Origin of the sequence: Streptomyces sp. NPDC052301 (assembly GCF_044593395.1) — a bacterium.
GTDB lineage: Bacteria > Actinomycetota > Actinomycetes > Streptomycetales > Streptomycetaceae > Streptomyces.
In genome coordinates, this window is the sequence record NZ_JBIUBE010000009.1 from 113899 (window position 1) to 135584 (window position 21686).

13 protein-coding genes are annotated in these 21686 nt (G+C 73.6%); 10 read left to right on the forward strand and 3 right to left on the reverse strand.

What is annotated here, in order from left to right; translation table 11 throughout:
* The first annotated feature begins 1021 nt into the window (after positions 1-1021).
* The 3 genes from ACIHEJ_RS25630 (at position 1022) to ACIHEJ_RS25640 (ending at position 4544) form a co-directional block, all read left to right on the forward strand.
* The gene (locus tag ACIHEJ_RS25630; protein WP_330338279.1) at positions 1022-1609 is read left to right on the forward strand and encodes a sigma-70 family RNA polymerase sigma factor; all 588 of its coding nucleotides are present in this window, start codon (positions 1022-1024) and stop codon (positions 1607-1609) included.
* Positions 1610-1772: 163 nt separating this feature from the next.
* Positions 1773-3281, forward strand: coding sequence for an IMP dehydrogenase (gene guaB, locus ACIHEJ_RS25635; RefSeq protein WP_400138971.1), 1509 nt, complete (start codon positions 1773-1775; stop codon positions 3279-3281).
* Positions 3282-3419: 138 nt separating this feature from the next.
* On the forward strand, positions 3420-4544 hold the full coding sequence (locus tag ACIHEJ_RS25640) for a GuaB3 family IMP dehydrogenase-related protein (protein ID WP_366014728.1): 1125 nt from the start codon (positions 3420-3422) through the stop codon (positions 4542-4544).
* Positions 4545-4611: 67 nt separating this feature from the next.
* Here the strand turns inward: ACIHEJ_RS25640 and ACIHEJ_RS25645 are convergent, their stop codons facing one another.
* Both ACIHEJ_RS25645 and ACIHEJ_RS25650 read right to left on the reverse strand, forming a co-directional pair.
* On the reverse strand, positions 4612-5151 hold the full coding sequence (locus tag ACIHEJ_RS25645) for a hypothetical protein (protein ID WP_400138972.1): 540 nt from the start codon (positions 5149-5151) through the stop codon (positions 4612-4614).
* A gap of 137 nt (positions 5152-5288) precedes the next feature.
* The gene (locus ACIHEJ_RS25650) at positions 5289-6497 is read right to left on the reverse strand and encodes a nucleotide sugar dehydrogenase (protein WP_400138973.1); all 1209 of its coding nucleotides are present in this window, start codon (positions 6495-6497) and stop codon (positions 5289-5291) included.
* Between the two features lie 282 nt (positions 6498-6779).
* On the opposite strand from ACIHEJ_RS25650, the gene ACIHEJ_RS25655 reads away from it, so the two are divergent.
* Positions 6780-8489 (forward strand): glycerol-3-phosphate dehydrogenase/oxidase, encoded by a 1710-nt coding sequence (locus ACIHEJ_RS25655; RefSeq protein WP_400138974.1) that lies wholly within the window; start codon positions 6780-6782, stop codon positions 8487-8489.
* Positions 8490-8621: 132 nt separating this feature from the next.
* Here ACIHEJ_RS25655 and ACIHEJ_RS25660 read toward each other — a convergent pair whose 3' ends face one another.
* Entirely contained in the window at positions 8622-9713 is a 1092-nt protein-coding gene (locus ACIHEJ_RS25660; RefSeq protein ID WP_400138975.1) for a serine hydrolase domain-containing protein, read from the reverse strand.
* 140 nt (positions 9714-9853) lie between these two features.
* On the opposite strand from ACIHEJ_RS25660, the gene ACIHEJ_RS25665 reads away from it, so the two are divergent.
* The 6 genes from ACIHEJ_RS25665 to ACIHEJ_RS25690 all read left to right on the forward strand — a co-directional run bounded on the left by ACIHEJ_RS25665 (position 9854) and on the right by ACIHEJ_RS25690 (position 21665).
* A complete protein-coding gene (locus tag ACIHEJ_RS25665; RefSeq protein WP_400138976.1) occupies positions 9854-11947 on the forward strand; it encodes a serine/threonine-protein kinase in 2094 nt (697 codons plus the stop codon).
* 163 nt (positions 11948-12110) lie between these two features.
* Positions 12111-14885, forward strand: coding sequence for a protein kinase (locus tag ACIHEJ_RS25670; protein WP_400138977.1), 2775 nt, complete (start codon positions 12111-12113; stop codon positions 14883-14885).
* A 128-nt stretch (positions 14886-15013) separates the two neighbouring features.
* Positions 15014-16741 carry a serine/threonine-protein kinase gene (locus ACIHEJ_RS25675; protein ID WP_400138978.1) on the forward strand — a complete coding sequence of 576 codons (1728 nt, stop codon included), beginning with the start codon at positions 15014-15016 and terminating at the stop codon, positions 16739-16741.
* Between the two features lie 118 nt (positions 16742-16859).
* Complete coding sequence (locus tag ACIHEJ_RS25680; RefSeq protein ID WP_400138979.1) at positions 16860-18716, forward strand: protein kinase; 1857 nt, start codon at positions 16860-16862, stop codon at positions 18714-18716.
* 79 nt (positions 18717-18795) lie between these two features.
* A complete protein-coding gene (locus tag ACIHEJ_RS25685; RefSeq protein ID WP_400138980.1) occupies positions 18796-20547 on the forward strand; it encodes a protein kinase in 1752 nt (583 codons plus the stop codon).
* A 47-nt stretch (positions 20548-20594) separates the two neighbouring features.
* The gene (locus tag ACIHEJ_RS25690) at positions 20595-21665 is read left to right on the forward strand and encodes a serine/threonine-protein kinase (RefSeq protein ID WP_400138981.1); all 1071 of its coding nucleotides are present in this window, start codon (positions 20595-20597) and stop codon (positions 21663-21665) included.
* Positions 21666-21686 lie beyond the last annotated feature (21 nt).

Consider the following 21686-nt stretch of genomic DNA (forward strand, 5'->3'; position numbering starts at 1 on the left):
CCCGCTGATCGCGATCTCGACCCCGGCGCCCCTTCTGCCCGGATGCGCCATGGATGTGGTCCGGGCGGGGCGGGGGCGCGGGGTGGCGGTCGTGCGCTCCGATCGTGCCGACGGAGTGTGCCGGGCCGGTGGGCGCGGGGAGTCCCGCGAGCGGGAGCCGTGTCGACGCGTGGTGGCCGGGCGCCGGGGCCGAGGTGGCGGTCGTGTGCTCCGAGGCCGCGCCCACGGGTTCGGGTCAGGTGCCGAGGCGGACGAGCGCGGGCACCGGTTCCGTGGCCGTGCCGGCGTGCCCAGGACGCGTGGGGACGAACGAGTGGCGTCTCGCCGCGCGGGCGGACGAGCGCGGCCCCAGGGGAAGGTGGCCCGACGGCCCCGCCGTGCGTGACGGCGGGTGCATGCGGGCGTCGGCCGGGAGGGCGTACGCGCGTGCGTGAGTCCTCGCCGCCCGTCCAGGAGCGCGACATGCGCCTCGGCCGGGTGAGACCACCGGCGTCTCCCGGTCCGGCCCGGGGGCAGGCGGCCGCCGTCCCCGGCAACGAGGGCGGGCCGGTGCGGCTGCCGCTGTCCGCGGGGGCCTGTCGTCGACACCCGCCTCCGAGGACCACGGGACCGCCGTCGAGGAGTGCGTCGACGTCGCCGGACGAGGGTCCCGGCCGTCCGCGGAAGCGGTGATGCGGTGCTCTCGGGTGATGGCGTCACCCGCGGGGGTGAGAGGGCCCGGTCTGCCGGCAGGGCACGGTTCGGTGCGAGCCGGCACCTACGCGCGTGCCGTTCGCCCAGCGGGCGCACGCCCCCCGCCGGACGCCTCGGCGGGCGGGGTTCGGGACGGCCCGCCGGACGCGCGCTGCTCGTTTCGGCGCGCATGCCGCATCCTTGAGATGTGGAGTCTCTCGGGGACGAGTCGGTCGAGCGGAAGGGGAGGGCGCAGGGAATGAGTGCCGGCGCACCTGCTCATAACGCTTCGGTGCACAACCACGAGCACAATGCGACGGACCGGACGGCCGCAAGGCACCATGGACCGATGCGCGACGACGAGGCGGGCACGGCCCACGGGGCGATCGGTGCGCTCGTCCACCGTGCCGTCCACGGCGACGAGCAGGCCACGCACGACCTGCTCGCGCACGTCCACCCGCTGGCGCTGCGCTACTGCCGCACCCGGCTGTCCCGGCTTCCCGGCGATGCGCGCCACTTCGTCGAGGACCTCGCCCAGGAGGTCTGCGTCGCGGTCCTGCTCGCCCTGCCGCGCTACCGCGACACCGGGCGGCCCTTCGAGGCGTTCGTCTTCGCCATCGCCTCCCACAAGGTCGCCGACCTGCAGCGCGCCGCCATGCGCCACCCCGGATCGACGGCGGTGCCCTCCGACGAGATGCCCGAGCGGCCCGACGACTCCCTCGGCCCCGAGGAGCGCGCCCTGCTCAGCAGCGACGCCGAGTGGGCCAAGAAGCTGCTGGCCAACCTGCCGGAGAACCAGCGTGAACTGCTCCTGCTGCGCATCGCCGTGGGCTTGACCGCGGAGGAGACGGGGCAGATGTTGGGAATGTCACCCGGCGCGGTCCGCGTGGCCCAGCACCGGGCGTTGAGCCGCCTCCGGGCGCTCGCCGAGCAGTAACCACCCTGCGCGGGGCCGTCGTAGCTCCCCCGCTGAACAGGTACGTCCTCACTTCCGTACGAACATACGAAGCCTGAAGCGACCGCGTACCGTGGAATTTGCTAGCGATGCTTCCCGTTAGCATGGACATCCGCACCGATCAAGGCCATTTGGGGAAGGTGTCATGACTGCAAACGTCGACGGAGTGCCCGGTAAATTCGCGACACTCGGGCTGACCTACGACGACGTGCTGCTGCTGCCGGGCGCGTCGGACATGGCACCCGACGAGATCGACACCGCCTCGTACGTCTCCAAGAATGTGCGGGTCAACATCCCGCTGCTGTCCGCCGCCATGGACAAGGTGACCGAGGCCCGCATGGCGATCGCGATGGCCCGCCAGGGCGGCGTCGGCGTGCTGCACCGCAACCTCTCCATCGAGGACCAGGCCAACCAGGTTGATCTGGTGAAGCGCTCCGAGTCCGGCATGGTCACCGACCCCATCACCATCCACCCGGAGGCCACGCTCGCCGAGGCCGACGCGCTGTGCGGCAAGTTCCGCATCAGCGGGGTCCCGGTGACCGACGGCGACAAGAAGCTCCTCGGCATCGTCACCAACCGTGACATGGCCTTCGAGAGCGACCGCAGCCGCCGCGTGCACGAGGTCATGACCCCGATGCCGCTGGTCACCGGCAAGGTCGGCATCACCGGCCCCGAGGCCATGGAGCTGCTGCGCAAGCACAAGATCGAGAAGCTGCCGCTGGTGGACGACGGCGGCGTCCTCAAGGGCCTGATCACGGTCAAGGACTTCGTCAAGGCGGAGAAGTACCCGAACGCCGCGAAGGACGCCGACGGCCGCCTGCTGGTCGGTGCCGCGGTCGGTGTGGCCGGTGACGCCTTCGAGCGCGCCCAGGCCCTGATCGAGGCCGGCGTCGACTTCATCGTCGTGGACACCGCCCACGGACACTCCCGCCTGGTCGGCGACATGATCGCCAAGATCAAGTCGAACTCGTCCGGTGTCGACGTCATCGGCGGCAACGTGGCCACGCGCGACGGCGCCCAGGCCCTGGTCGACGCGGGCGCCGACGGTATCAAGGTGGGTGTCGGACCGGGCTCCATCTGCACGACCCGTGTGGTCGCCGGCGTCGGCGTCCCGCAGGTCACCGCGATCTACGAGGCCGCGCTCGCCGCCAAGGACGCCGGTGTCCCGGTGATCGGCGACGGCGGTCTGCAGTACTCCGGCGACATCGCCAAGGCCCTGGTCGCGGGCGCCGACACGGTGATGCTCGGCTCGCTGCTCGCCGGCTGCGAGGAGTCCCCGGGCGAGCTGCTGTTCATCAACGGCAAGCAGTTCAAGTCGTACCGCGGCATGGGTTCGCTGGGCGCCATGCAGACCCGCGGCGACCGCAGGTCGTTCTCCAAGGACCGCTACTTCCAGGAGGGCGTGGCCTCCGACGAGCAGCTGATCCCCGAGGGCATCGAGGGCCAGGTGCCCTACCGCGGCCCGCTGTCCTCGGTCGTCCACCAGCTGGTCGGCGGCCTGCGCCAGTCGATGTTCTACGTCGGCGGCGCCACCGTGCCGGAGCTGCAGACCAACGGCCGCTTCGTCCGGATCACCTCGGCGGGCCTGAAGGAGAGCCACCCGCACGACATCCAGATGACGGTCGAGGCGCCGAACTACAGCAGCAAGAAGTGACCCACGCGCACGCGTGAAGGGCATGCAAGGGCGGTCCCGGAACATCCGGGGCCGCCCTTGTCGTACCTGCGGAGGGCTTGTGTCCCACCCGTCGGCGATACTGGAAGACGCTGAAACGCATCAGGGAAAGGCCAAGACGTGACTGAGATCGAGATCGGGCGCGGCAAGCGCGGGCGCAGGGCGTACGCCTTCGACGACATCGCCGTCGTCCCCAGCCGCCGTACGCGGGACCCGAAGGAGGTCTCGATCGCCTGGCAGATCGACGCCTACCGCTTCGAGCTGCCCTTCCTGGCCGCTCCGATGGACTCGGTCGTCTCCCCGGCCACCGCGATCCGCATCGGAGAGCTGGGCGGCCTGGGCGTCCTCAACCTCGAGGGCCTGTGGACGCGGCACGAGGACCCGCAGCCGCTGCTGGACGAGATCGTCGAGCTGCCCGCCGAGCAGGCGACGCGCCGCCTCCAGGAGATCTACGCGGCCCCGATCAAGGAGGAGCTGATCGGTGCCCGCATCAAGGAGGTGCGCGACTCCGGTGTGGTCACGGCGGCTGCGCTCTCCCCGCAGCGCACCGCCCAGTTCTCCAAGGCGGTCGTCGACGCCGGCGTGGACATCTTCGTCATCCGTGGGACGACGGTCTCCGCGGAGCACGTGTCGTCCTCGCACGAGCCGCTGAACCTGAAGCAGTTCATCTACGAGCTGGACGTCCCGGTGATCGTCGGCGGCTGCGCCACCTACACCGCCGCCCTGCACCTGATGCGCACCGGCGCGGCCGGCGTCCTGGTCGGCTTCGGCGGCGGCGCCGCGCACACCACGCGCAACGTGCTGGGCATCCAGGTCCCGATGGCGACCGCCGTCGCGGACGTGGCGGCGGCCCGCCGTGACTACATGGACGAGTCCGGCGGCCGGTACGTGCACGTGATCGCGGACGGCGGCGTCGGCTGGTCCGGCGACCTGCCCAAGGCGATCGCCTGCGGTGCCGACGCGGTGATGATGGGCTCCCCGCTGGCCCGTGCCACGGACGCGCCCGGCAAGGGACACCACTGGGGCATGGAGGCGGTCAACGAGGAGCTGCCCCGCGGCCAGAAGGTCGACCTGGGCACGGTCGGCACGATCGAGGAGGTCCTCACCGGCCCGTCGCACACCCCGGACGGCTCGATGAACCTGTTCGGCGCCCTGCGCCGCGCGATGGCCACGACCGGCTACAGCGAGCTGAAGGAGTTCCAGCGGGTCGAGGTGACGGTGGCGGACAGCCAGCACCGCCGCTGACCCCACGGCACGCGAAGGGCCCGGCCACCGTCAGCGGTGGGCGGGCCCTTTCGGTTGTGTGCGTGCCTTACGCGGCGGCCTTCTTGGCGCCCGAGAACGCGGCGAACGCGGCGATGGCGAAGAAGAGGAACGTCAGCGGGTCGGCGTCCTTCTTCCAGACTTCCTGGACGACGTCGATGTGCTGGAAGAACAGCTCGTTGAAGCTGACGGGCAGCTGCTTGGTGATGATCATGGCCTCGCCGATCAGCTGGCCGAGGTAGACCGAGCCGAGCGCGAGGACGGCGCTGAGCACGGGGAGGGCGGGGTTGCGGCCGCCCGCCTTGCCGGCCGCGAGGCCGATGACGAAGCCGACACCGACGGCCGCGTAGCCGATCTCGTGCTTGGTGGCGCCGATGACGAGGCCGTACAGCCCGGCGGTCACCACGGCGGCGACGACCGCGGCGACCAGGCCGAGGGCGACGTTGTTCCTCACCGGCGCGGGCGGCGCCGGCGGCGGGGCGAAGGCGCCCGGCTGCGGCGGGTACGGCGCCCCGGCAGGCGGCTGCTGGGCGTACGGGTTGCCGTCGACCGGCTCGGACTGCGGTGGCGGCGGAGCTGACTGGCTCATGACAGGAATCCCCCCGTGCTGTGGCACAACTGGAATACGAAGAAGGAGACGTACGCGCACGTGTGTGCGGCAAGTCCGAGGGAGACTAACAGCCGGGGACGACAATGCCCCCGGCCGTTTTCCGTTCGTGACCGCCCTCAGAGCCGGTGCGCGGCCCCCGTGGGCGTCGCCCCCCGCGTGTCCAGCAGCAGCTGGGCCTTCACCGACAGGCCCTGGAGGTCGTACGTGCGGTGCTGCTGGAGCAGGATCGTCAGATCGGCGTCGGCGGCGGCCTCGTACAGGGAGTCCGCGCGCGGCACCGGCCGGTCCTGGACGCTCCAGGCGGCCACGTACGGGTCGTGGTAGCTCACCGTGGCGCCCAGGCCCATCAGCCGTGCGGCGACCTCGTTCGCGGGCGTGGCCTGCTGGTCGGCGACATCGGCCTTGTAGGTGACGCCGAGCAGCAGCACGCGCGCGCCGCGGGCGGACTTGCCGTGCTCGTTGAGGAGGGTGGCGGCGCGCTGCACGACGTAGCGGGGCATCCGGTGGTTGACCTGCTGGGCCAGCTCCACCATGCGCAGGCTGCGGGTGGCGTGCCCGGTGAGGTCCTGCGGGACGCCGTGACCGCCGACGCCCGGGCCGGGCCGGAACGCCTGGAAGCCGAACGGCTTCGTCTCCGCGCACCGGATGACGTCCCACAGGTCGATGCCCAGTTCGTGGCAGAGGACGGCCATCTCGTTGACCAGCGCGATGTTGACGTGCCGGAAGTTGGTCTCCAGCAGTTGCACCGTCTCCGCCTCGCGCAGTCCACGCGCGCGTACCACCTTGTCGGTCAGCCGGCCGTAGAACGCGGCGGCCGACTCGGTGCAGGCCGGGGTGAGGCCGCCGATCACCTTGGGCGTGTTGGCGGGGGTGTGGTCGCGATTGCCGGGGTCGACCCGGCTGGGGGAGTAGGCGAGGTGGAAGTCGCGGCCGGCGCGCAGGCCCGAGCCCTCCTCCAGCAGGGGCCGCAGGAACTCCTCGGTCGTCCCCGGCCGCACCGGCGACTCCAGGATGACCGTGGTGTGCGGGCGCAGCCGCTCGCCGAGCGTGCGGGCCGCCGCCTCCACCTGGCCGAGGTCGAGCCCGCCGTCGGCGCCGCGCGGGGTCGGCGCGCAGATCACCGCCGTGCGCACCCGGCCGAGCTGGGCCGGATCGGTACCGGGCCGGAAGCCCGCCGCGTGCATCCGGCGCAGCTCGGCGGGGCTGAGCGAGCCTGCCTCGGGGCCGGTGGCGTAGCCGATGGTGGGGATGCCTGCGGCGACGGCGGCCTGGGCGACCGGCAAGCCGTAGGGGCCGAGTCCGATGACGGCGAGGTCTGCGGGCATGGCGGGGGCCGTCCTTACCAGTAGCCGAAGCGAAACAGATGCGCAACCGCTGTGAACAGCATGTACGAGCGCACTGTCACACTAGGAGTAAATATGACCGTTATGTGGGATTGTGTTCGTGTGTCTTCCGGTGGTTGTGAGCGTGTTGTCCACAGGGTGGGAGGCCTGTTGTGGCTGAAGTCGGGCAACCCCGTCAGAATTTGGGCATGAGGAGGGGATGAACCGGGCTTCGCCCACCGGGTGTGGCCGACGCGAGCGAGTCTGCGACAGCGGGAGGCAGCGGTGAGGACAGCGACTCTGGGGCCGGCGCAGCGCGCCGAGGCACTGGCGGCGATGGCGGAGCGCGAGCTGGACGTGCTGGTGGTGGGCGGCGGCGTCGTGGGCGCGGGCACCGCTCTGGACGCCGTCACACGCGGCCTGTCCACCGGTCTGGTCGAGGCCCGCGACTGGGCGTCCGGCACCTCGAGCCGGTCCAGCAAGCTGATCCACGGCGGTCTGCGCTATCTGGAGATGCTCGACTTCGCCCTGGTCCGCGAGGCCCTGAAGGAGCGCGGCCTGCTCCTGGAGCGGCTCGCCCCGCACCTGGTCAAACCGGTGCCGTTCCTCTACCCGCTGCAGCACAAGGGCTGGGAGCGGTGGTACGCGGGCTCGGGCGTCGCGCTCTACGACGCGATGTCCATGGCCCGCGGCCACGGCCGGGGCCTGCCCATACACAGGCACCTGACCCGTCGTCACGCCCTGCGCGTCGCCCCGTGTCTGAAGAAGGACTCGCTGGTCGGTGCCCTGCAGTACTACGACGCCCAGATGGACGACGCCCGCTTCGTCGCCACCCTGGTGCGCACGGCGGCGTCCTACGGCACGAAAGTGGCCAACCGTGCGCGCGTGACCGGGTTCCTGCGCGAGGGCGAGCGGGTCGTCGGCGCCCGGGTGCGGGACGTGGAGGGCGGCGGGGAGTACGAGGTCCGCGCCAAGCAGGTCGTCAACGCGACCGGCGTGTGGACCGACGACACCCAGGCCATGGTGGGTGAGCGCGGCCAGTTCCACGTCCGCGCGTCCAAGGGCATCCACCTGGTCGTGCCCAAGGACCGCATCCACTCCACCACCGGTCTGATCCTGCGCACCGAGAAGTCGGTTCTGTTCGTCATCCCCTGGGGCCGGCACTGGATCGTCGGCACCACCGACACCGACTGGGACCTCGACAAGGCCCACCCGGCCGCGTCCAGCGCCGACATCGACTACCTGCTGGAGCGCGTGAACTCGGTGCTCGCGGTGCCGCTCGGCCGCGACGACGTCCAGGGCGTGTACGCGGGTCTGCGGCCGCTGCTCGCCGGGGAGTCGGACGCCACCAGCAAGCTGTCCCGCGAGCACACGGTCGCCCACCCGGCGCCCGGCCTGGTCGTGGTCGCGGGCGGCAAGTACACCACGTACCGGGTGATGGCCAAGGACGCGGTCGACGAAGCGGTGCACGGGCTGGACATGCGCGTCGCCGACTGCGTGACGGAGGAGACCCCGCTGCTCGGCGCGGAGGGCTACCAGGCGTTGTGGAACGCGCGGGCGCGCATCGCCGCCCGCACCGGACTGCACGTGGTCCGCGTCGAGCACCTGCTGAACCGATACGGCTCCATGGCCGAGGAGGTCCTCGACCTCATCGCCGCCGACCCCGCCCTGGGCGAGCCGCTGCAGGCCGCCGACGACTATCTGCGCGCCGAGGTGGTGTACGCGGCGTCGCACGAGGGAGCCCGGCACCTGGACGACGTCCTCACCCGCCGCACCCGTATCTCCATCGAGACCTTCGACCGGGGCACGCGCAGCGCGCGGGAGGCGGCCGAGTTGATGGCGCCGGTCCTCGGGTGGGACAAGGACCAGATCGAGCGCGAGGTCGAGCACTACGAGAAGCGGGTGGAGGCCGAGCGGGAGTCCCAGCGTCAGCCGGACGACCTGACGGCGGACGCGGCCCGGCTGGGGGCGCCGGACATCGTGCCGCTCACCTGACCCGACGGCTCTCCCGGTCCTTCGCTCGGTCCTTCACCCGGTCCCGGCACCGTTCCCGCACTCTGCCCCGCGCTCGATCTTTCACTCGAACGGGTGTCGCGAATCGGGATCCTCGTTCGGAATCCACTCGTTCTACCGGATGCGAGGGCAGAACTCGGCATCGAGCAGGGCCGGTTCGAGGCGGGGATCTGTCATCGCGTCCGTGCTCACCCGGAAGGTGAGGACACGACGGCCGTCGGCGGTGGCTGCGCTGCGCACGTAGCTACCGGCTATCCGGTCGTTGTGCCCCCGCACCGTGGTGCCGCACGGAAGCTTCACCGGGAACAGCCCCACGCCGTACGAGCCGTGTGCGGCACGGGTGTCGAGCATCTCGCGCAGCCGGCGCGGGGGTTGCAGCCGGCCACGGGGCAGCGCCGCGTAGAAGCGGTCGGGTTCGGCCGGCGTCGTCACCAGCTCACCTGCCGCGCCGGCCACGCGCGGGTCGAGCTCGGTGACGTCGGAGCCGTCGGCCGCGTACGCCCGGCCGTGCGGTGAGGGCAGTGAGGTGCGCGATCCAGGGAAGGAGGTGCCGGGCAGACTCAGCGGAGCGATGATGCGGCGCTCGGCTTCGGCTTCGGCCGCGTAGGAGTGACCGGCGACCTGCCGGACGACCATGCCGAGCAGGAGGTAGTCGGTGCTGTAGTACGCGTAGTGGCCCGGACGGGCCGGAGGGAGAGTGAGAGCGATGCGTACCGCCTGAGACGGTATCAGGGCAAAGGCGCCGTATGCGGCTTCGGCAAAGTCGGCCAGCCCGCTGGTGTGGGCCAGCAGAGCACGCAGGGTGATGTGCCAGCCGTCGGTGCCGTGCCCACGGAGCAGGCCCGGCAGGTGCTGCTCCACCGTGTCGGACAGGGACAGCCGTTGCTCCGCGGCCAGTTGGAGCACGACCGTGGTGACGAAGGTCTTGGTGATGCTGCCGGCGCGGAAGTGGTCGGTACGGCCGATGCCGCGGTCGGCGGCCGCGTAGCGGGACAGTTTCCCGTCCTGGGCCGGCAGGGCCGCGGCAGGTGCGCCGCCCTCGCTGACGAGCAGGGGCAGCACGGCGTCCACGGCCTTGGCCGGGGAGGTCTCCCGTGGGGTGTTCCGCGCGGCGGCCGGGGCGAGCACCAGCACCAGGGACACCGGTATGGACAGCAGTGTCCGAAGCGTCGGCGTCCCGGGGCCTCCCTTCGCACGGCCCCTCATCCCGCTGACCGGAACAGCCGCCTCAGCCGGGCTCCCGGTGCGCGGCGGGCGGGCCGCGGGCAGGGGCACCCTGGGCGTCGGCCACTTGTCGGGTGAGAGACAATGGAGGCTCTGTCAGGGCGGGTTGTATGAGGGGACGCATGTCGGAGGCGGAGCGGGCGGGCTCATCTCGTCAGGAGACTCGTCGGGACAAGAGCGAGCGGCGTCTCCTCGCCGGGCGGTACCGGCTGGGAGACGTGCTGGGCCGAGGCGGCATGGGCACGGTCTGGCGTGCCGAGGACGAGACCCTGGGCCGGACGGTCGCCGTCAAGGAGCTGCGGTTCCCGTCGAACATCGACGAGGAGGAGAAGCGGCGCCTGATCACGCGCACCCTGCGCGAGGCCAAGGCGATCGCCCGGATCCGCAACAACAGCGCGGTCACGGTCTTCGACGTGGTCGACGAGGACGACCGGCCGTGGATCGTCATGGAGCTGGTGGAGGGCAAGTCCCTCGCCGAGGTCATCCGTGAGGACGGCCTGCTGAAGCCGAAGCGTGCGGCGGAGGTGGGGCTCGCGGTCCTCGACGTGCTGCGTTCCGCGCACCGGGAGGGCATCCTGCACCGGGACGTGAAGCCGTCCAACGTGCTCATCGCCGAGGACGGCCGGGTCGTGCTCACCGACTTCGGCATCGCGCAGGTCGAGGGCGACCCGTCCATCACCTCCACCGGCATGCTCGTCGGCGCTCCCTCCTACATCTCCCCGGAGCGCGCCCGCGGGCACAAGCCGGGGCCGGCGGCCGACCTGTGGTCGCTCGGCGGGCTGCTGTACGCGGCGGTCGAGGGGGTGCCGCCCTACGACAAGGGTTCGGCGATCGCCACGCTCACCGCGGTGATGACCGAGCCGTTGGAGGAGCCCAAGAACGCGGGCCCGCTCCGGGACGTCATCTACGGCCTGCTCACCAAGGACCCGGCCAAGCGGCTCGACGACGCCGGGGCGCGGACCATGCTCGACGCGGTGATCCACGCGCCCGAGCCGGAGCCGATGGACGCCACCCGGGTGGTGCCGCTGCCGGCGCAGCCCGGCTCGCCCGAGGGCAAGCGGGGCGAGGAGGCCGCGGACAAGCTGCGCGGTGCCCTGCGTTCGGTCCGCAAGGCGGCGGGAGCGGCCACCGCCGCGGCCACTGCCGCGGCTTCCGCGCGGGCGAAGAGCGGCAGCGGCACGGCCGCGCCGGGGACCGGCGGCGCCCCGGGCACGGCGGGTACGACGCGTGCGGGCGGTGTCGGCGCTGCGGGCGGTGCGGTCTCCGGTGGAACGCGGCCCGGGGCCTCGTCGGCCTCCTCCGCGGCGTCGGGTGCCGGGGCGGCCGGCCGGCCGGTGGTTCCGGGTGCTGCCGGCACGCAGAGTTCCGGCACGGACAAGCCGAGTTCCGGCTGGCCCGTGGTGCCGCCGCCGGACCTGGACCTGCCGCCGCGGCCGGTGCCGAGAGCGCCGCTGACCGATGTGGTGCCCAGGCGCACGCTGGTCATCATCGCCGTGGTGATCGTCCTCGCGGTGCTGGGCACGGTGCTGGCCCTCGTTCTCGGCGGCGACGGCAAGGACGACAGGGGCAGCGGCCGCACCAAGGCCGTGGTCAGCGCCAGCGCGTCCACCAAGCAGGACAGGAGCGGCTCGGGCAGCCCGGACAGCGGGTCGCGCACGGACGGGGCGAGCCAGGCGTCCGCGAGCAGCGGGTCGGCGTCGGACGACGCGGCCGGCACCGGCGCGAGCCCGTCCGCCGACGACGCCTCCACCGGCTCGGCCGGCTCGAAGGACGGCGGGAGCGCGCCGGTGGTGTCGACCCACAAGGGAGGACAGGGCTACTCGATCGGGCTGCCCGAGGGGTGGTCGTACAAGTCCAGCGATGGCGCCGGTGACCGCTACACCGGACCGGACGGGCAGAAGCTGCTCGTCGGCTGGACCGGCTCGCCCAAGGACGACCCGGTGGCGGACTGGGAGAACCAGGAGCGCGCCATGGTGCGTTCCCAGTACCGGAAGATCCGCATCGAGAAGGTGGGCTACCGCGGCTGGAACACGGCCGACTGGGAGTTCACGTACGTCGACGGCGGCACCGAGTACCGCACCATCGACCGGGGTTTCGTGGTGAACGACCACCTCGGTTACGGACTGATGTACACCGCGAAGGCCGCGAACTGGCACAGCGACCTGCGTACGGACACCTGGAAGACGCTCACCGCCTCCTTCCGGCCCAAGTCGTAGGCCTCGCACCCCGGTTTGGGGCGTGAGAATCCGTCATCCACTCAGTGCGGGTTGCCTCCGGCACGTATCGTGAATGGTCGCGGACCGTACGCAGCCGGATGCGTGTGCGAAACGGGCCGTCAGGTGAACGGATGTGACCGACCGGGCGGCCGGGGGAGGCAAAGTGGACGACTACGCGGGTCGGGTGCTCGCCGACCGCTACCGCCTGCCGCTGCCGCCCTCCGAGGAGTACGAACTCACCGAGTCCCCTGCCTTCGACACCTACAGCGGCCAGGAGGTGCTGGTCCGTCAGGTGCCGCTGCCGGAGGTCGTCGAGGCCGAGGTGCTCGACGCGGACGGGCTGCCCGAGGGTTTCACCGCACGTGAGCGCGGGGCCCGTCCGACGCCGGCCGCACGGACCGCCACCCGGCGGCCCACCGACCCGGCGGTGCGGCGCGCCGTGGAGGCCGCGCAGGCAGCGGCCCGCATCCCCGATCACCCCCGCCTGGACCAGGTCTTCGACGTCTTCGCCGAGGGCGGTTCCCTGTGGGTCGTCAGCGAGTTGGTGGCCGCGCGCCCGCTGTCCGCGATGCTCGCCGAGCAGCCGTTGTCGCCGTACCGGGCGGCCGAGGTCGCCTCCGACGTGCTCATGGCGTTGCGGGTGCTGCACGCCCACGGCTGGGTGCACCGCAACATCACCGCTCGCACGGTGCTCGTCTGCGACGACGGCCGCGTGCTGCTGACCGGCCTCGCGGTCGGCGCCGCGGAGGAGGCCCTCTGCGGGTACGACCCCGTGCCGGTGCAGGACGATGCCGGGCACCAGGGGACGCAGCAGGGGAGTGAGGGGACCGGTCCCGGCGGAGACCCGGGTGTCTTCCCGGGTTCCGGTTCCGGTGCCGGCTCGGGTGCCGGTACAGGTTCCGGCTTCGAGGCGGGTGGTGGGGCCGCGGGGGCGGGGGGTGTTCCGTCCGCCGACATCGATCCCGAGGCCGCGCGCCGGGCCGCGATCCAGGCGAGGGCGGCCGGAGGGCTGCCGTTGCCGGGGGCGAACGGGGCGTCCGGCGGCCCCGGAGTGCCGGCGCCCGATCCGACGGGACACCGGTCCACGGAGACCGGCGCGGACGTCCGGGCCGCCCGGGCCGGGGCGATCGCCGCGTACCGCGCGGGCGCCCGCGCCGCCGCCCGGGTGCAGGAGGCCCAGCAGAACGGGCGCGCCGCGCTGCCCGGGGCCCGTCCGCCCGCCGAGGACGACACCGGTGCCGAGCGGGCCGAGGGCGCGGCGCAGCCGCCGTACCCCGCGGGGCCCGTGCCGCCGCCCGGCCGGACACCCGACCCCTACGGCGTGCACGGCGCGCCCTGGCACGGCGCCGCACCGCGCACCGGAGCAGCGGGCACCGGAGCAGCGGGCGCACCCCCGGCCCGGGGAGCCGGCATGTCTCCCGCCCTGGACGGCCCCGAGCACCGCCCCGGGCTGCCGCCCGGCGCCGACCGCGCCACCGACCCCGCCCGCCCGGGCCTCGGCCCCGCGCTCGGACCCACCCACCGGAACGGCTGGGCGGACCACCCCAACGGCCGTTCCACCAGCCACCCCACCGGTCGGCCCACCGGCAGCCCCACCCCCCAACCCGTCCTCCCCGCGCAGGGCGGCCGGCACGGCCGTTGGGACGGCCCCGGTGCCGGAAGTGCCGCGCGCCGGGGGCCCGGTACCGCGCTGGCCGCCGAGCGGGCGCGGCAGGTGCGGATGACCGTCGTGGGGCCGGTGACCGAGCGGTGGGCGCCCGAGCAGGCCGGCCCGGTGCACGAGAACTGGCAGCTGGCGCCCCCCATCGGCCCGGCGACCGACCTGTGGGCGCTGGGCGCGCTGCTGTTCCGGGCCGTGCAGGGGCATGCGCCGTACCCGGAGGAGTCCACGGCGGAGCTGGTGCAACTGGTGTGTGCGGAGCCGCCCGCGTTCGCGGAGGAGTGCGGGCCGCTCAGGCCGGTCGTGGAGTCGCTGCTGCGCCAGGACCCCACCGAGCGGCCGGACGTCGAGGAGCTGAGCGGCTGGCTGCGCTCGCTGGTGCGGTCCGCGCCCGAACCGGACGCCGGCGTCCATGTGGTGCCCGTACCGCCCGCCGACCCCAGCCGGCTGCCCATCGTCCGGCGGCGCGGTGAGCTGGTGCGGCGGCGGCGCGCCGGACTGCCCGCGGCTCATCCGCACGGCCGGCACAAGCGGGCCCGGGAGGAGGGCGGATCCCCGCGCAGCCTCGGCCGGACCCTGCTCCTGCTGATCCTGCTCCTGCTGGCGGGCGCGATCGCCTACGCGCTGCTGTTCATGCCGAAGCAGGGCGAGAGCGGCGCTGCGGGCAGCGACCGTACCGGCAGCGCGGGACAGGCGAACCCCGCGCCCACACGGAGCGGGCAGCCCTCCTCCGGGCAGCCCTCCTCCGGGCAGAGCGCGCCCGACGCGGGCGCCTCCGCCTCCGCGCCCGCCACCGAGACGCAGACCGGCGGTGACCCTGCCGTCGGCGACGGATTCACCCTGCGCAAGGACCCGGAGGGATTCCAGGTCGCCGTCGCCAAGGGCTGGGACCGCACTCCGAAGAACGGCAGCGGCCAGGTGGAGTACGCGCACGGGAACTTCGAGCTGATCGTCGTCCCCGGACGGGACAGCGCCTCGGCGTACGGCAGCGACCCGATGGCCTACCAGCGGGACAAGGAGAGCGAACTCCAGCCGTACCGGAACTCCAGCTGGGCCACGGCCACCGGACTGAGAACCATAGAGGTCGGTGGACGCACCATGGCGGAGGGCCAGTTCACCTGGACCGACGGGCAGGGGCGCGACCTGTTCGTGCGGAACATGGCGATCCTGCTGAACGGCCGCTACCACATCGTCCAGGTGCGTGGCCCGGAGGCCCAGCGGGACGAGGTGACACGGCTCTACGAGCAGGCTACGGCGACGTACCGCTACACGCGTTGAGCACCCCGTACACGGGCCGGGGCGACAACCGTCACAGTGCTGTCACCTTGGCACCCCGCTGGTTCCCAGTCGGGTGACCGGTCCTTAGTCTGACCCTGTCAAGAGCATTGCGGGGCAACGTGAATCAGATGCAGGGCCTGCTCATAGCGGGCCGCTACCGACTCGCCGATTCGATCGGCAGCGGCGGCATGGGCCGGGTATGGCGCGCCCACGACGAGGTGCTCCACCGGACGGTCGCCGTCAAGGAGTTGACCGCCGCGCTCTACGTCTCCGACAGCGACCGGGGCGTCCTGCTCGCCCGCACCCGGGCCGAGGCGCGGGCCGCGGCCCGCATCAACCACTCCGCCGTCGTCACCGTGCACGACGTCCTCGAACACGACGGCCGCCCGTGGATCGTCATGGAGCTGGTCGAGGGCAACTCACTGGCCGACGCCGTCAAGGAGCAGGGCCGCATCGAGCCGCGGGAGGCGGCCCGCATCGGGCTGTGGGTGCTGCGGGCGCTGCGCGCCGCGCACTCCGCCGGCGTGCTGCACCGGGACGTCAAGCCCGGGAACGTGCTGCTCGGCCGGGACGGACGGGTGCTGCTCACCGACTTCGGCATCGCCCAGATCGAGGGCGACACGACCATCACCCGCACCGGTGAGGTCGTCGGCTCGGTCGACTACCTCGCACCGGAGCGGGTGCGCGGTCACGACCCCGGCCCGTCCTCCGACCTGTGGGCGCTGGGCGCCACGCTGTACACGGCCGTCGAGGGCCGTTCGCCGTTCCGCCGGACCTCGCCGCTGGGCACCATGCAGGCGGTGGTCGAGGAGGATGCCGACGAGCCACGCCATGCCGGCCCGCTCGGACCGGTCATCGCCGCCCTGCTGCGCAAGGAACCCGCCCAGCGGCCGGGCGCGGAGGAGGCGGAGCAGATGCTCGCCGAGGCGGCGGAGGGCCGACGGCCCAGCGCGGCCCAGGCGTTCGTGCCGACGCAGGGCTCGGGCATGTCCGGAGCGGGCGGCGGCCAGGGCACGGGCGCGTCGGGCTACGGCTCCGGTGGTTCGGGCGGAGGCTACGGCGCGGGCGGTTCGGCCGGGGGTTACGGCTCGGGGCCGACGGCGGTCGGGCCCACGCCGATGGGGCCGTCGGCGGGGACGGCCGCGGGCGGTACGGCGGTCCAGCCCGGCGGACCCGCGCACCGGCCCCGGCGCCGGCGCCGGCTCCGCACGCTCGCGCTCGTCGTCGCCTTCGCGGCCGTGCTCGGCGGTGGCGCGGCGGTGGCCTACCAGCAGTGGGGCGGATCGGAGCAGGACAGCGGCGCGAGCGGTGGTGCGAGCCCGGCCACGAGCCCCGTCGTCAGCGGCAGCGCCACGCCGGGCGGCGACGGCACGGTCCGCGCCGGCTGGGAGGTGTACCACGACCCGCTCGGCTTCAGCCTCTCCCTGCCCAAGGGCTGGAAGCGGAAGGCCTACAAGCTCAAGGACACCAACATCAAGCAGGTCGACTACTCCCCGGACAACGGCCTGCACTTCGCCCGCGTCTCCGTCGACAGCTCCCCGGACTTCGCCAACGCCTTCGAGCACCAGAAGGACCTGGAACAGCAGTTGCAGGGGCTGGTCGACTACAAGCGCGTGACCATGAAGGCGAACCTCTACCGCGACCGCAGCGGCTCGGTGTGGGAGTACACCTGGTACGCCCTGGAGAAGGATCCTCCGCACGTGGCCGGTGAGCGCCACGCGATCGAGGAGACGTACTACGCGCGCACCGGCACCGAGTACGCCATCTACATGTCGACGCCGGCCGAGGACTGGGCCACGACCAGCAAACAGTTCAAGTGGGTGCTGCAGAGCTGGCAGGAAGCGAGCGGCGGCTGACGGGCCGCCGTCGGCGGCCGGGGCGGGCCGAAGACGGCCGAAAAGGGCGGGGTGAACCGCCCGGCTTGGCCGACCGGTGCCCCGGAGCGCATGGGTCCGGTGCGGCATGATGGGGCGCATGGGGACCGAGGGCGCCGACTTCCGGCTGATCGCGGGCCGTTACCGCCTGGAGGCACGCATCGGGCGTGGCGGCATGGGCGTCGTGTGGCAGGCCGTCGACGAGGTGCTGGGACGGCGGGTCGCGGTCAAGGAACTCCTGCCGGACGACTCGCTCTCCGAGGACGACGCGCGCCGCCGCCGGGACCGTACCTTCCGCGAGGCCCGCGCGGTCGCCCAGCTGCGGCACCCGCACCTCATCGTCGTGCACGACGTGGTGGAGCACGACGAACGTCCCTACCTCGTCCTGGAGTTGATCGACGGCGGCTCGCTCGCCGACCGGATCTCGCGGGACGGCCCGGTGGACGCCGCCGAGGCCGCGCGGATCGGCATCGCCCTGCTCGGTGCGGTGCGCACCGCGCACGAGGCGGGGGTGCTGCACCGGGACATCAAACCGGCGAACGTCCTGATCGAGTCCGACACCGGCCGGGTCGTGCTCACCGACTTCGGCATCGCTCAGGTCGCGGGCGCGACGACGCTCACCGAGACCGGCTCCTTCGTCGGCTCGCCCGAGTACACCGCGCCCGAGCGGATGTCGGGGCTGCGCACCGGGCCGGAGTCCGACCTGTGGTCGCTGGGCGCGCTGCTGTGCACGGTGCTCAGCGGCGAGTCGCCGTTCCGGCGCGACTCGCTCGGCGGCATCCTGCACGCCGTCGTCGCCGACGACATCCGGCCGCCGGCCGAGGCCGAGCCCTTGCTGCCCGTCGTACGGGGGCTGCTGGAACGCGACCCCGAGCGGCGGCTGGACGCGGCGGACGCCGAGTGGATGCTGCGTACCTACCTGGAGACGGGCCGGACCCCGGAAGCCCCGGGCCCGCCCGGCGCGTCGTCCGGCGCACCGGGCACCGGGCGCGGGCACCGGATCGGCGGGGCGTTCACGGCGTGGCCGGGGTCCGGAGGCGGCCGTTCGGCGTGGCCCGGGGCGCGCGGCGGACGTGCGGCCGGGGGCCGTACGCCGGGGTCCGGCGCCGGGGCGGAACCCGGCCCCGGCGGGACACCCGCGTCCGGGGCGGGAGACGCCGCGGCCCACGCGCCGACCCGGCCCGACAGGCCGCGCGGTGGCCCGCTGCCGTCCGCCGCGCCCGGATCGCCGGCGGACGGAGCCACGGCCCCGGTCCCGGCCCGGTCGTCGACGCGCGGCATGCTGGTCGCGGCGCTGCTCGTCGCCGCGCTGGCCGGTGCGGGCGTGTCGGCGGCGCTGCTGCTGCACCGGGACGGGGGCGGGGGCGGCGGCAGCCCGGGAGGTACGGCGACGAGTCGGGCGCCGGGGAGCAGCACCGGCCCGGCCTCCCCCTCGGGCGGCACGGCGCGTCCGACGCCCTCGGCGACCCGCCCGACGGCCTCCACGCCGGGCACCGGCGACGCGCACACGGCGCCCTCCGGGTACCGCACGGCCCGGGACCCGGGCGGCTTCTCCCTCGCCGTACCGGAGGACTTCACCCGCAGTCCGCAGGGCGAGCGCGTCTTCTATCTCTCCCCGGGCGGCGCCTACCGCCTCGGCATCAAGACCACCGAGCCCCAACCGGGCGGTCCCCAGGGCGTGATGGACCGGTCGGCCGCCGACGGGGCGTCCACCAACCCCGGTTACCGCGACGGCCGGGTCACCCGCACCACGCACCGCGGACACCGGGCCGCGTTGTGGGAGTTCACCTGGGACGGCTTCAGCGCCGCGGAGGGCCCGCGCCACACCTACGACCTGTGCTGGGAGGAGGCCGGACGGCTGTACGACGTGTGGGTGTCGGCACCGGTGGGGAAGGTGCGGGAGGCGCGCGAGTACTTCGACGTGGCGGTGGACACCTTCTCGGCCACGGGCGGCTGACCGGCCTCTCGGTCACGGGTCTGTGACCGGTTCGTCTTCTCTGTGGCTGCGGGCGCGCCTGGCGCGATATGGATGACGCATGAGCAGTGACGGGGGAGTCGGTCACGGGACCGACGACACGACGAGTTTTGTTCTGCAACCGCCGCAGCAGCATCCGGTTGCGCGCCCGCACCCGACCCCGCAGCCGCCTCAGGCCCCGCAGCCGTCTCAGGCCCCGCACCAGGCCCCGCAGCCGCCTCAGGTCCCGCACCAGGCCCCGCAGCCGGCTCAGACCCCGCCCGCGGTACCGTCGCCGTTCCAGGCCCCGCCCGCGGTCCCGCCGCCGTCCCGGGCCCAGGACCCGGGTGCCGGACGGCTCGTCGCGGGCCGGTACCGGCTGCTCGGCAAACTGGGGCACGGCGGGATGGGCACCGTGTGGCGGGCCAAGGACGAGACGGTGGACCGCGAGGTCGCCGTGAAGGAGCCCCGCGTCCCGGACCACCTTCCCGAACGGGAACGCGCCAACGCCTTCGAGCGCATGCGCCGCGAGGCCCGTGCGGCGGCCCGGCTGGACCATCCGGCCGTGGTGACCGTGCACGACGTCGCGGTCGTCGACGGCCGGCCCTGGATCGTGATGGAGCTGGTGCGCGGCCGCACGCTCGGCAGTGTGCTCCAGGAGGGGACGATGGGCCCGCGCGAGGCGGCCCGGGTCGGTCTGGAGGTGCTCGGCGCGCTGGAGGCGGCGCACGCGGCGGGCGTCCTGCACCGGGACGTCAAGCCGGACAACGTCCTGCTCGGCCGGCACGACCGGGTGGTCCTCACCGACTTCGGCATCGCCCAGATCGAGGGCGACTCCCGGCTCACGGACACCGGCGGCTTCGTCGGCTCGCCCGAGTACATCGCCCCGGAGCGGGTGCTGGGGCAGCGGCCCGGTCCGGCGAGCGACCTGTGGTCCCTGGGCGTGCTCCTGTACACGGCCACCGAGGGCGTCTCGCCCTTCCGCCGCAGCAACACCCCGGCCACCCTCCAGTCCGTCCTGAACGCCCATCCGGCCTCGCCCGCCGCCGCCCGGGGCCCGCTGGCCGAGGTCATCGACGGGCTGCTCCGGAAGGACCCCGCGCACCGGCCCCCGGCGGCCCGGGTCCGCGCGCTGCTGGAGGAGGCGGTCGAGCCCCCCGCGCCGCCCGTGCCGACCCGGCAGGTGCAGACGACGGCTCCCGCCGCCGGTCCCCGGCGCCTCGGCCGCGGCGCCTGGCTGGGACTGGGCGCGGTGCTCGTCGCGGCGGCGGTGACGGCGTACCTGGTCCTCGCCGACCCCTTCGCGGGCCCGCTCCCGGACGGCTGGGCGAAACGCCCCGTCCCGGCACTGGGCGCGACCCTCGCCGTCCCGGCGGACTACCAGGTCACCCGGCCCGGCAAGGACGACACCGACAAGAACTGGGTGTCGTACTCCGACTGGAGCGGCGGCATCTCGGTCCTCCTGCAGCTGTCGAGGAGGTCGCAGGACGCCGGCCACGAGATCCTGAGCAACGCGCCGGCCCAGATGCTGTCCGACAACGAGAAGTTCAAGAACGAGGGCGAGTACACGCTCGACATGCCCAAGGGGGCGACGACGTCCCCGGACAAGGACGTCACGTACCAGGGCAGGCCGGCCGCGCAGAACACCGTCCGCTACCGGACCGACGACAGCGAGAACCCCCGCCCGCGCGAACTGCAGATCTTCTACTACCGCACCGACGCCGGGGACCTCTACAAGCTCATCGTCGGCTACCCGGGCAAGGGCGACTTCACGGCCCGCGGCCGGGAGGTGGCCAAGGCGGCGATCGCCGACCTCGACATCGGGAAGCTCTGAGCCGGTCCATTTCGACAACGGCGTGGTGCGCACGGTACTCATGTGACATGAGTGGAGACGGCGAACGCCCGCCCGACGCACGTCTGATCGGCGGCCGCTACCGGCTGACCGGGCGCCTGGGATCCGGTCCCACCGGAACCGTCTGGCGCGCCCGGGACGAACAGGGGCAGGGCCACGTCGCCGTCAAGGAGCCGCTGCTGCCCGGCGATCCGGCCGACGACGAGGAGAGCCGGCGGACCGCGCACCGGCTCTACCGGGAGGCCCGTGCCGCCGCCCGGGTCCGGCACCCCTCCGCCGTCACGGTGTACGACGTCGTCACCGAGGCCGGAGTCCCCTGGATCGTCATGGAGTTGGTGGCGGGGGAGTCCCTGGAGGAAGCCGTGCGGCGCGGCCCGCTGCCGCCCGGCGAGGCCGCCCGGATCGGCCTCGCCGTTCTCGGTGCCCTGCGCGCCGCACACTCCGTCGGGATCGTCCACCGGGACGTGAAACCGGCCAACGTCCTGCTCGAGTCCGGCACCGGGCGGGTGGTCGTCACGGACTTCGCGATCGGGGGCGGGCACACCGAGGAGGCTCCGGCCGGTTTCGTCGCCCCCGAGCGGGCCGCCGGGCCGGGCGCCGGTCCCGCCTCCGACCTGTGGTCCCTGGGTGCGCTGCTGCGCACCGCCGTCGGCGACGCGGCCCCGGGAGAACTGGGCTCGCTGGGCCCGCTGCTGGACCGCCTGCACGCGGACACCCCCGAGGCGCGGCCCGGCGCGGAGGAGGTCACGGCGGAACTGCGCGCGTACCTCGGACTGACGCCGGCACCGGAAGCGCGCACGCCCGTACCGACTCCCGCCCCGGAAGCGCGCACCCCCGCATCCGAAGCCGAAGCCGCGACCGAAGCCGAACCCATGCCCGGATCCGCGTCCGAGCCCGAACTCGTGCCCGAGCCCCTGCCGGGGCTGGTCCCGGACGTCCCGGACGTCCCGGACGTCCCGAGGCGGGACCGTGACCAGGACCACGGCGAGGATCACGGCAAGCACCGCGACCAGGACCGCGGCCCCCACCGTGACCCCCGCCGCCGCACCCCCCTCGCCGCCCTCGGTCTCCTCCTCGCGAAAAAACCCGGAACCGACTGATCGTCTCGCCCGCAGCCGCGT

Bases quoted from the DNA above. Each gene is read 5' to 3' on its own strand.
- ACIHEJ_RS25630 (WP_330338279.1), top strand. From the start codon at position 1,022: ATGCGCGACGACGAGGCGGGCACGGCCCACGGGGCGATCGGTGCGCTC.
- guaB (WP_400138971.1), top strand. From the start codon at position 1,773: ATGACTGCAAACGTCGACGGAGTGCCCGGTAAATTCGCGACACTCGGG.
- ACIHEJ_RS25645 (WP_400138972.1), bottom strand. From the start codon at position 5,151: ATGAGCCAGTCAGCTCCGCCGCCACCGCAGTCCGAGCCGGTCGACGGC.
- ACIHEJ_RS25650 (WP_400138973.1), bottom strand. From the start codon at position 6,497: ATGCCCGCAGACCTCGCCGTCATCGGACTCGGCCCCTACGGCTTGCCG.
- ACIHEJ_RS25660 (WP_400138975.1), bottom strand. From the start codon at position 9,713: ATGAGGGGCCGTGCGAAGGGAGGCCCCGGGACGCCGACGCTTCGGACA.
- ACIHEJ_RS25665 (WP_400138976.1), top strand. From the start codon at position 9,854: ATGTCGGAGGCGGAGCGGGCGGGCTCATCTCGTCAGGAGACTCGTCGG.
- ACIHEJ_RS25675 (WP_400138978.1), top strand. From the start codon at position 15,014: ATGCAGGGCCTGCTCATAGCGGGCCGCTACCGACTCGCCGATTCGATC.
- ACIHEJ_RS25680 (WP_400138979.1), top strand. From the start codon at position 16,860: ATGGGGACCGAGGGCGCCGACTTCCGGCTGATCGCGGGCCGTTACCGC.
- ACIHEJ_RS25685 (WP_400138980.1), top strand. From the start codon at position 18,796: ATGAGCAGTGACGGGGGAGTCGGTCACGGGACCGACGACACGACGAGT.
- ACIHEJ_RS25690 (WP_400138981.1), top strand. From the start codon at position 20,595: ATGAGTGGAGACGGCGAACGCCCGCCCGACGCACGTCTGATCGGCGGC.